Annotated in this window: 11 protein-coding genes and 1 pseudogene; 3 read left to right on the forward strand and 9 right to left on the reverse strand. The window is 54.1% G+C overall.

The window, feature by feature from the left end; genetic code table 11:
• Positions 1-27: 27 nt before the first annotated feature.
• The 9 genes from VF399_04530 to VF399_04570 are packed head-to-tail and all read right to left on the reverse strand — an operon-like array spanning position 28 to position 8,449.
• Positions 28-1,590: a proton-conducting transporter membrane subunit gene (locus VF399_04530; protein ID HEX7319607.1), complete on the reverse strand. Its 1,563-nt coding sequence runs from the start codon at positions 1,588-1,590 to the stop codon at positions 28-30.
• Positions 1,587-2,789, reverse strand: coding sequence for a nickel-dependent hydrogenase large subunit (locus VF399_04535; protein HEX7319608.1), 1,203 nt, complete (start codon positions 2,787-2,789; stop codon positions 1,587-1,589). The genes VF399_04530 and VF399_04535 overlap by 4 nt, the downstream gene beginning before the upstream one ends.
• A 3-nt stretch (positions 2,790-2,792) precedes the next feature.
• Positions 2,793-3,272: an NADH-quinone oxidoreductase subunit C gene (locus VF399_04540; protein ID HEX7319609.1), complete on the reverse strand. Its 480-nt coding sequence runs from the start codon at positions 3,270-3,272 to the stop codon at positions 2,793-2,795.
• A gap of 4 nt (positions 3,273-3,276) precedes the next feature.
• A complete protein-coding gene (gene nuoB, locus VF399_04545; protein ID HEX7319610.1) occupies positions 3,277-3,693 on the reverse strand; it encodes an NADH-quinone oxidoreductase subunit NuoB in 417 nt (138 codons plus the stop codon).
• Positions 3,694-3,704: 11 nt separating this feature from the next.
• A complete protein-coding gene (locus VF399_04550; protein HEX7319611.1) occupies positions 3,705-4,622 on the reverse strand; it encodes a complex I subunit 1 family protein in 918 nt (305 codons plus the stop codon).
• Complete coding sequence (locus tag VF399_04555) at positions 4,622-5,089, reverse strand: 4Fe-4S dicluster domain-containing protein (protein HEX7319612.1); 468 nt, start codon at positions 5,087-5,089, stop codon at positions 4,622-4,624. Before VF399_04555 ends, VF399_04550 begins: the two co-directional genes overlap by 1 nt.
• Positions 5,074-6,636 carry a molybdopterin dinucleotide binding domain-containing protein gene (locus VF399_04560; protein ID HEX7319613.1) on the reverse strand — a complete coding sequence of 521 codons (1,563 nt, stop codon included), beginning with the start codon at positions 6,634-6,636 and terminating at the stop codon, positions 5,074-5,076. The genes VF399_04555 and VF399_04560 overlap by 16 nt, the downstream gene beginning before the upstream one ends.
• A 2-nt stretch (positions 6,637-6,638) precedes the next feature.
• The gene (locus VF399_04565; protein HEX7319614.1) at positions 6,639-7,445 is read right to left on the reverse strand and encodes an FAD/NAD(P)-binding protein; all 807 of its coding nucleotides are present in this window, start codon (positions 7,443-7,445) and stop codon (positions 6,639-6,641) included.
• On the reverse strand, positions 7,442-8,449 hold the full coding sequence (locus VF399_04570) for a 4Fe-4S dicluster domain-containing protein (GenBank protein ID HEX7319615.1): 1,008 nt from the start codon (positions 8,447-8,449) through the stop codon (positions 7,442-7,444). Before VF399_04570 ends, VF399_04565 begins: the two co-directional genes overlap by 4 nt.
• A 156-nt stretch (positions 8,450-8,605) precedes the next feature.
• Between VF399_04570 and hutI the strand changes: the two genes are divergently transcribed.
• The 3 genes and pseudogenes from hutI to VF399_04585 form a co-directional block, all read left to right on the forward strand.
• Positions 8,606-9,805: an imidazolonepropionase gene (hutI, locus tag VF399_04575; GenBank protein ID HEX7319616.1), complete on the forward strand. Its 1,200-nt coding sequence runs from the start codon at positions 8,606-8,608 to the stop codon at positions 9,803-9,805.
• Positions 9,789-10,676 (forward strand): annotated as a pseudogene (gene ftcD, locus VF399_04580) (glutamate formimidoyltransferase). The gene hutI and the pseudogene ftcD overlap by 17 nt, the downstream one beginning before the upstream one ends.
• Positions 10,662-10,788, forward strand: a 127-nt coding sequence (locus VF399_04585) for a cyclodeaminase/cyclohydrolase family protein (GenBank protein HEX7319617.1), incomplete at its 3' end; no start/stop codon positions are given. The pseudogene ftcD and the gene VF399_04585, both read left to right, overlap by 15 nt.

Here is a 10,788-nt window from a genome sequence, read left to right on the forward strand (position 1 = left end):
TTTTTTTCATAAGATATCCGTGTTCATCTAAGCCAATCCGGACTGTCGTTTGATCGTTTTGCCGAAAATCAGAATGACCAGGCCAACGATAAAACCGGCCATGACCAGTACCGTCGCCAGGACCGATGACCCGAAGCTAAATGCCGGGATCTTGAACGGCAGAGATGGATATACCAGTTTGCTGAGCGGGATCTGATGCACCAAAACGCCGAACACGATGCATGCAAGCGCAAAAACAAGGGTCGTCGCCATCATTTCGAACCGGATCTCGCACACTCTGTCCGATCCCTCCGGTCTCTTGCTTAGAAAAAATATGTAGACCATCTTCATCAGGGACATTACCGCCAGAACACTGCCCGATATCATTACCAGCAGGAATACCGGCCACAGGATCGTCTGCCCTGACAATTCCATTATGCCCTGATAGAGCATCCACTTCGAATAAAACCCGTTCAAAGGCGGCACGTCCGAAATCGCCAATGCCGTGATAATAAAAGCGATCGCTGTGAAAGGCATCCTTGGGATTATTCCGCGAAAATCGCTTAGCCGCGTTGTTTTTGTTCGGAATTCCACCGAGCCCGCCGACAGGATCAAACCGGCTTTAGAGATCACGCTGTTTATCATATGGAACAACCCGCCCGCAACGCCGACCGGACTGCCCGTCCCTATCCCCAGCACCACGAAGCCGACCTGGGCGACAGTGTGAAACGAAAGTATCCTCATGGCGTCATCCTGCGCGATCGTTTTTATCAAAGCTACCAATACGGTCATTGAGCCGATCGCCATAATGACCAGCCTGAGCAACAGTGAATTTGAAAGGTTAAAAATGTAATAGCATGACCTGATGAGCAAATATATCCCCAACAGATTGTTCAGACTCGCGGGTATGAATGCCATCGTGGACGCGGGTACAACCGTTGCGGCTTCTGCGGACCAGATCTCCGAAGGGATCGCCCCAGCCAGAACAAGCGCGCCGATCGACATCAGAATAAATGAGATTACCGGAAGGGGGCCGTCAAATCCTATCCTGGGTTCAACTGGAAAGCTCAGCCCATCGCTGTGTTTCATTAACAACATACCAATACCCACGATGATCAAGAAAACCGCGAGGCCATTTATCACTGCCGCCCTTCGGGCGGCAAGCGTACTGTCTTTTTTACCGATAAGCAGGAATTTGTAGATCAAAAACACCATGACTGCCAACGCCAGGCTCAGCATGAACGGACTGCCGCTGACAACAATGATATTTGCCACTGACAGAGCAACGGCAACGTACAGGTAGTAAATTCGCTCCCTGGGTGTTTTCAGCATCGCTCTCAGCGCATAAAACCAGATCAGAAATGCGATCGCTGAGATGAAGAGAAGTACCAGTCCCGAGAGGCTGTCAAGATAAAACCGGAAACCGACACCGGGGATCACGCTTATGGTATAGGCTATCGTGCTGGTCCTGGTGATGATGAACAATTGTATCGAGAAGAACAAGGTGAGAAAAAACCCCATAAAATTGAGTTCGTTCCTCAATAATTTGACAAAATACGCAAGGAGACCGGCCAGCACGGGAAAGAAAATGATATATAATATCTGGTTCATGTTCCCGACAAAGTCCTGTACAGCTGGTTTCCGTATCGCTTTTTGATCTTCTCGGTTTTCTGCCAGGAAAGTTTCAGCAGGTCAAGGCCGGAAAATTTCTTTTTGCCATCCACATATACCGCAGTTCTTTCAGTACAGCAGTAGCAGGGATCGACCGCCGCCAGGACCAACGCTGCGTCAGCGATGGAATAACCTTTGACCGCCACGACATTGGAGGGAATATTCATATAGCTGGGCGCGCGTATCTTATGCCGGACCGGCATATTAGAACCATCGCTACGGACATAGTGGAATACTTCGCCCCTCGGCGCTTCGTGCCGGCCGATCCCTTCGCCGACCGGTATTTCCGCTATTCTTTCCTCGATCGGGCCATCCGGCATCTGCTTGAGACACTGACGGATGATCTTGATGGATTCGAAGCATTCCAGCAGCCTTACTTTGGCCTTGGCCAGCACGTCACCCTCGTTGAAAACGATCGTGTTCCAGTCGATCTTGTCATAAGCGTCATAGGGATCGTCTTTACGCACGTCGATCGCACAACCGGACGCCCGGGCCGTGGGACCGAGCACGCCGTAAGCGATGGCATCGGCCTTCGGCAGAATACCAACCCCCTCTAACCGCGCCCTGATCACCGGGTCGTCGAGCACGGCTTTAGTGAACAGTTCTGCTTTCTTTTCCACTTCGTTCAGTACTTTTTCGATCCGGGGAAAATCTTCGGGCAGGATATCACGCCGTGCGCCTGCCACCTTGTTCACTGCGTAGTGGTTGCGGTTGCCCATGATCAGCTCGAAGAGATCAAGGATCGGTTCCCGGTACCGCCACACCCACATCCAGACCGTATTGTAACCGATAAAATGCCCGGCAAGACCGACCCAGAGAAAATGCGAGTGGAGCCGCTCCAGCTCGGCGACGATGGTCCGGATGTATTGCGCTCGAGGAGGCGCTTTGATCTTCCAGGCATCTTCCACGGCCATGACATAAGCGTATGGATGAGAATCCGAGCATATGCCGCATATCCTTTCAACGAGAAAAGGAACCTGGTCATAGGTCATCGTGGTTGCCAGGTATTCATGACCGCGGTGATTGTAGCCGAGATTGATCTCCATATCGATGACTTTTTCGCCCTCGACAATCAGCTTGAAGAACTCCGGCTCCTCCTGTAACGGGTGATAGGGCCCGATCGGTATGATCCGCTTCATGATCTACCTTTGCTTATCCTCGTAATCCCGGCGCAGTGGATACGCTGTATCAGGCCAATCATCAGGCGTCAGCAGGGGTGCCAGATTCGGATGCCCGATAAAATCCACGCCCAGAAGCTCATGGATCTCCCGCTCGATCCAGTTCGCCGCGGGCAGGAAATCAGTCAGGCTTTTGATGCTCAGATCATCCTTGGGCGCGACGGTCTTCACGTTATAATACGTGCCTGACGCGTCATGCGAGAAATTGTATATGATCTCGATACCGCGTCTTGTATCGATACCGGTAGCGATCGAAAAACGGCATTTTTTTATTTCGAAAAGGTACTGCGCCAGGTCATGGGCTAAAGCTCGGTCGATCGTGAGGTAGACCCGGCGGGGTGCGTGGACCTTGACCTCCAGACCCGGGTATTTCTTTTCCAGATCAGCGATCAGATCCGGTGAATACTCTTTGCGCATACCGCCGTCCTTTTTTGCTGCGGTCATTGTCTCATAACCTCTTAAGAGCCTTGACCACGCCCATAATTATCGCTTCGGGTTTGGGCGGGCAGCCCGGGATGTACACGTCGACCGGGATATGCTTGTCATAAGTTCCGACCGCAGTGTAAGAGTGTTCGAACATATGGCAATTGCAGGCGCACGTGCCCACGCCGATGACCAGACAGGGTTTGGGCGTCTGCTCGTACACCCGGAGCACCCGGGGCAGGCTCTTTTTGTTCAGAACCCCGGTAACCAGCAACGCATCCGCGTGGCGCGGCGAACCCACCAGAACGATCCCAAACCGCTCAACATCCCAGCGCGGCGTCAGCACGTCGAGTATCTCAATATCACAGTTGTTGCATGATGCCGCCGCTACATGGAACACCCACGGCGATTTTTTCAAACCCCACAACTTGACGTTACCCACCTTTGACTCCCTTAAAAGCCCAAAAAAGCCAGTATCAAACCAATGACCGCTACCGGCCCAAGGACGAACCAGAAAAATTTAAGCGCCTGGTCTATCCTCAAACGCGGGTTCGTGTTTTTGATCAGGACCATAAGAACGATGATCAACAGGAATTTCAGCAGCGCAGTCCAGCTGGTGAGCCCGCCCCAGAGCATAGTGATAATGTACACCGGCAGAACGACCAGCATCATCGCGCGCGTGAGCCGGTACACAGCCAGCGCGACACCCGAATATTCGATATACGGACCGCTCATGATCTCCTGCTCCGCCTCTGGCGTATCGAAAGGAACATAACCAACCTTTGCCTGAGCCGAAAGCAGCATGACGACACATGCGATCACGCCTGAAACCGAATAAAGATGGGGGTGCGCGGCTTGAGACGCCAAGATCTTCGAGACATAGATACTGCCGCCTGATTTAAGGATGACCGTGGCCGTGGCGAGCAGGAACGGCAGTTCATAGGCAAAGTACAGCGTCATCTCCCTCGAAGCGCCGATGCTGGCAAGGGGGTTTTTCGACGCCGAGCCACCGATGATTATCGACAGCGGCAGCAGCGCAAAAAGATATATTATCACAATAAGATCGCCAATAAAAGATGACCCGGGCCGAAAATTCATGATGAAGAGCATCACCGACAGCGTGGTGACCGCTATCAGACCGATCAGCGGCGCGAGGAAGAAAAGAAATTTTGAGGCTCCCTCGGGAACCATCGTTTCTTTCAACAACAGTTTAAGAAAATCAGCGTATGGCTGGTACCATGGCGGGCCTACTCTCCACTGAACGCGCGCGGTCACCTTGCGTTCAACCCACGTGAGAAATAACCCGGCGAACGCGGTGAAGATAAAACCCGGAAAGACCACGTACGCGAAGATGGTCGTCAACACGTTCATTATTTTCTCCTCACGAACGCGTCCTTTGAAACAAAGCGCACGCCGAGCTCCAGTTTGTCGATCTCCTCATCGCTCAGATACTTCAACGCGCCCGATGAACAAGCGGCCACGCAGCGCGGACCCGCTTCGCGGTCGCGGCAGAGGTTGCATTTCTGCGATATGCGGCGCACCAGCGGCATGTCGATGACCCCGAAAGGACAGGCCAGCGCGCAACTGTGGCAGCCCGTGCATATGTAAGCGGACCGCTGCACGATGCCGGTCGCCTCATCGCGGGTAATGGCTGACACGGGGCAGGCTGCGGCGCAGAGAGGCTCGGTGCAGTGCTTGCAGGCCAGAGGCAGATAGGCAGTTACCTCAAGATCGGCATGGCGGATGCGTGCCTCGCCTTTAAAGGCAGCGCGGCAGGCAGCCTCGCAGGACCGGCACCCGCAGCATACGTCAAGATCGAGCACTATTCTTTGCGCCATATCTTAACTGCGGTCGGCATGAAGCGGACCGTTTGTTCATCGATCCAGTAATCAAAAAGACCCCTGGTCAGGCTGGTCTCGGCCGGCACCGCGATCACGCCCGGGTCTGTATCATGAGAGATCTTTGCCGGCAGGCTCTGCCGGGATTGCGCCGATTCGACAACGACCGTTTCGCCATCCTTGACGCGCAGAGCCGCGGCATCCTCGGGATTGATCTTGAGCATCTCCGGTTCGAAAAACGCGCCAAAACAAAAAGCTAGTTTTTCGCCTACCAGCCGGTAACTCTTTTTCTTCCGCTGCCGGGACCGCTCTACGGCCTGTCCGACCCGGGCTTTAAGGTTTGCGGCAAGCCTTGGCGCTGCCGCTGATTTTTTTTCAGCCGGACTGGTATTTCCAGGCAGCGGCAGCAGTTCTAAGATCGTCCGCACACCGCTGGGCGCCAGGACCGCCCCGCTGATCGTCTTTTCACCAAAGATTGTCGTCACGGTCCCCGCCTTTTCGATGTTCAAAGCCAAAGGCATGGCCGTGCAAGATCCCACCCGCCATGGCGTGGCAGCGACCAGGTGGACGCCTTTCAACTCCTTTGCCAGTTGAGGATAATGGTGCGGAAAGAGCTCGCCCAGGCATAACAGGTTCTTTATCCGCTTTTCCCTGATGCGGTCCATGATCATGGCAAAATCAACGCCGCCGGGATAACCGGCAAACTCGTAAAGCGGTACCAATTTCATGCCCGAGTGATCACGCAAAAGCCTGAGTCCTTCGGTCCAGAGCGAGTCATCATACGAGCGTCCAAAAGGCACGGAAGCGAACATGAGCCCGCCCGAGCCCGCGTTCTTAATAAGCTGCGATATGCCGTTGATGGTTGCGGCCGCCACGCCAGTTGTCTCCTCGATCCCCTGGTCCTCGAGATCGACCAAGGCCAGTAATAGCAAGACCAGCGGTTCGGTGCCGGCCTTTGCTTTAAGAAAATCCGTGGCAAAAGCGGCGGTGTGCGTTTTCATCGAATCGATAACGACCAGACGGTTCTTCCGGTCGCGCAAACGCCAGGCGATGATTTCTTTTGAGATCATCGGACTTTGATTGAATACATCCCCTACAAGGCAGATGACCTGCGCTTTATCGATCTGCTCCGGTGAAAAGGATGCCTGCTCATGGATCAAAGACGACAGCGCCGACTCTGATTCCAGGTATGCCGAGGCGTACTGATCAATAGAATTAGCGTGGCAGAACGCAACCAGCCGGCTGTATTCCTCATGCGTGATGTTCCGGTCGAATACAACCGCCAGTTTCTCCGGCTCAGCGACCATCTTCTGCAGATCCTTGCTGATCCTGTCCCAGGTAACGGGACGGTCGTTCTTGAGGGGCTGTGTCAGCCGGCGCGGATGGTCCAGGTAAATGGCCGACGCGCTGCCGCGCGGGCACAGGCGTCCGCTATTCGGCGAGCCTTTTGGGTATTCGACACCCCTGACTCCAAGATCGTCAAAGACAACCTCCAGTTCGCAACCATATCCGCAGAGCGGACACAGCGTTCGTTTGTTTGCTGCCATGGTCATAGGAACGGCTCCCGGATGTCCTTGACATCACGCCAGGTCAGAACCGGACCGTCCTTGCACACGTAGAAATGACCCAGGCGGCAGTGGTTGCATTTGCCAATACCGCAGGACATGTTCTTTTCCATCGACAGGAAGATATTTTCATCCTTAAAGCCGGCCTCAAGTAAACGCTGGGTCGAGAACTTCATCATGAGTGGCGGGCCGCAGACGATCGTCGGGGCGGCTTTTACGTCCACGGGGATCTTGTCCAGGATGGTTGTCACAACACCGACGCGACCGGTCCAGGTCTGATCGCCAACATCGACCGTGGTCAGGAGATCGACGTTCTTCAATTCCTGCCATTGAGGGATCAAATATTTATAGACAATATCCGCCGGCGTGCGGGCACCATACCGGATGTATATCTTTTTGAAATCGCGAGCCTGGCTGAGCAATGCCAGAAACAGGGCGCGCAATGGGGCAAAACCGACCCCGCCGCCGACGATGAATATGTCCTTGCCCTTGAACGCGTCCAGGGGGTAAGGCTTGCCGAAAGGCCCGCGCACGCCGACCGTATCGCCCTCGCTCAGTTTAAAAAGCTCGCGCGTCACCTTACCGACCCGCATTATGGTAAACTCCATGTCATCGGCATGCGGTGATGAAGAAGGTGTGAACGGCGCTTCGCCGACGCCCGGTATAGTCAGCTCGGCAAACTGACCGGCGAGGAAATCGATCGGCCGCTGGTCAAGGATAAAGGTCGTGATCGCGGGGGTTTCCGATATGATCTTCTTGATCTTGACCGCGATCGGATAATATGGGTTCATAGCGATTGCATGACCTCCCTGATGTCGATCTTTGCTGAACAGCCGCTGAAACAACGGCCGCATCCGGAGCAGGCCCGTTTCTTTTCGTATTGCGGGAAGTAATTGAACTTGCACTGGAAGCGGTTCCAGAACCGCTCATCGATCGCGCTTCGCGGGTTGGCGCCGCCGCCTACCCGCGCGTATGCCGCATAGTAACACGCATCCCAGCTCCGCACGCGCTCCATGTCCGTCCCTTTCTGATAATCGCTGAGGAGGAAACAATAACAGGTCGGACATGCATGCAGGCAGGCAAAGCACTCCACACACGCGTCACGGGCCTTGCGGATCGCCGCTTTAGGCGCCTTTTCGATCAGCCAAGCCAGGTTCTCTTTCAAACCCTTGGGATTGATCTCCTCCAGCCGCTGCATAGCATGGCGCCGCACCGCGTCGCGCTCTTCCTCATGCTCGCGCTGTGCATCACTGAACAATCTTTGATTGTCGCTGACGATAGCCTCGCCTCGGTCGGTCCTGGCATCAAAAAACAATCCGTTCTTTAATCGGGTGACGTTTATATCGCACATTTCTTCGCCATAGGGTTTCCCGCCGACGAGGTTGCAGAAACAGGTCGGTTCGGGTTCGGGGCAGTCCGCCGAGATAATCACGGTGTTGGACCGCTTGTCCTTGTAAAAGGGATCTGCTGGTTCCCATTTCTCGAATACCCGGTCATGCACATCAAGACCGTGGAGGTCGCAGCCCTTCAGACCGATAAGGTATAAGGTCTCACGCTTGCGTCGATCGATATCGACCGGGAACCGCGCGACCGTATCGCGCGACGGCAAAAAGAAATGCTTCATGTTCTCAGCCGTCCGGATCCCCGAGAAATCAGGTACGAGCAGCGGTTCCTGACCATAACGTACAAAATGTCTTTTTTTGTCTATTACCGCCGAATAGTAAACGGTCCCTTGGTGTGAAAGGGCTTCGATGAACTCTAAAATATTTTTTTCCGGGAGTAAGCGATGGCTCATGTTAATAGATAAAAATATGATAATTCATCATAAAATCGGAATAATTCAATATCATGAACCGTATTATAATAAAAAAAAGGGCGTTGTCAAGAATGCACAAGTGCGGATGAACCGGTCTGTCCTTGACTTGTCTATTTTTTGGTGTAGAATTGACCAATGACGTCACTTTTGATCAAAAAAGCCTCCGAGATCCTCACCATGACCGACGGCATCGGACTGATCAAGGACAGCTCGATCATGATCGATGACGGGGTCGTCAAACATGTCGGGAAGATCGACGGGCACGTCAAAGGAGAAACGATCGATGCCCGGGGATGCCTTGTCATACCCGGTTTTGTCGACGCGCATACCCATCTTGTCTTTGCCGGATCGCGCGAGCACGAGTTCGAGCTGAGGAATTCAGGCATTAAATACGAAAAGATCGCGAAACAGGGCGGCGGTATTTTCAGCACGGTTCTGGAAACCCGCAAGGCCAGCGAAGACGACCTGTTCAGTCTGGGGATGAAAAGGATCGAAAAGATCATGCAAAGCGGGACCACGACCGTGGAAATAAAGAGCGGTTACGGGCTTTCAAAAAGCGAAGAGATCAAGATGCTACGGGTGATAAAGCGCCTTAAGGAGCACGCGCCGATCGATGTTGTACCAACTTACCTGGTTCATGCGATACCGCCGCAGATGAAGGCGCGCGATTACATCGACATGGTCAACGAAGAGATCATCCCCGAGGTGGCAAGGGATAAGCTCGCTGCGTTCTGCGATATTTTCTGCGACAAGACCGCCTTTACCCGGAAGCAAAGCGAACTGGTGCTCATCCGCGCCCGGGAATTCAACTTGAAATTGAAGATCCATGCCGACGAACTAACCAATTCAGGGGGCGCCACTCTCGCCGCCAAACTGGGTTGCACGTCGGCCGATCATCTGATTTTTACGACCAGGTCCGGTATCAAGGACATGAAGAAATCGGGCGTGATACCCGTCCTCCTGCCGGGGACATCCCTGTTCCTGAAATCAAAGGTAAAACCCAAAATCCATCTGTTCATGAAGTACCGAACACCGGTAGCGATCAGTTCGGATTACAACCCCGGCACCTGTATGATCTACTCGATGCCGGTGATCATGTCGCTGGCCTGCATGCTTTACGGATTGACCGCAGAAAAGGCGTTCGAGGCAGCGACCATAAACAGCGCCCGCGCCCTGGACATTGCGGACCGGGTTGGATCGCTGAGGCCGGGCGGACAGGCCGATGTGGTGATCCTCAACACCGATCATTTCGGCAAAGTTCCGTACCAATGCGCAGAACCGATGGTAAGAATGGTCATAAAAAAGGGGAAGATAGTCTATGGAAAGAATAGTTGAGTGCGTTCCGAATTTTAGCGAAGGCCGTAACAAAGAGACGATCGACGCCATCGTGCAGGAGATCAAATCCGCCGGGGTCCAGCTCCTGGACGTTCAGATGAACGCGGACCATAACCGGGCGGTCATCAGTTTCATCGGCGGTCCGGAGCAAGCGTTGGAAGCGGCGTTTAACGCCACAAAAAAGGCGGCGCAACTTATCGATCTGACTAAACACCAGGGTGAACATCCCCGCGTCGGCGCGACCGATGTCATACCGTTCGTACCCATCACCAATATTTCAGTGGAGGAATGCGTTGAACTCGCGCGCCGCCTGGGCAAACGGATCGCTACGGAGTTAAGCATCCCGGTTTACCTCTACGAAGCGGCCGCTACCAAGCCGGACCGCGAGAACCTGGCGAACATCCGGAAGGGTGAATTCGAAGGATTAAGCAAGGATATTGAGACCGATCCTGACCGCGCGCCGGATTTTGGCCCGGCCAAGGTTCATCCGACCGCCGGGGCCACGGTCGTGGGAGCGCGGTTCCCGCTGATTGCCTATAACATTAACCTTAACACCGCCGACGTTTCGGTCGCCAAGAACATTGCCAAGGCGATCCGTTTTCGCGACGGCGGGTTCCGGCACGCCAAAGCCCTGGGTTTTGAACTGAAGGAAGAGAACCTGGCCCAGGTCTCGATCAATATGACCAATTATCTCCAGACCTCCCTTTTCCACGTATTTGAAGCGGTGCGACGCGAAGCCCAGCGCTACGGCGTAACGGTCAAGGAATCCGAGATCGTCGGTTTGGTCCCGGAAAAGGCCCTGATCGAGACCGCGATCTATTATCTCCAGCTTAACCGGTTCAATGAGAACCAGATCATGGAGTATCATCTCAGCGGTAAAGCCCATGAAGGGTCATTATTCGATTTTCTCACCGCCTTGTCCGATGCCACACCGACGCCGGGCGGCGGCAGCGTGGCGGCGCTGCAGGGAGCGCTGGGGACCG

The sequence above is a fragment of the bacterium genome (assembly GCA_036382775.1).
Lineage (GTDB): Bacteria > Hydrothermota > Tepidihabitantia > SM23-42 > JAOAFX01 > DASVHD01.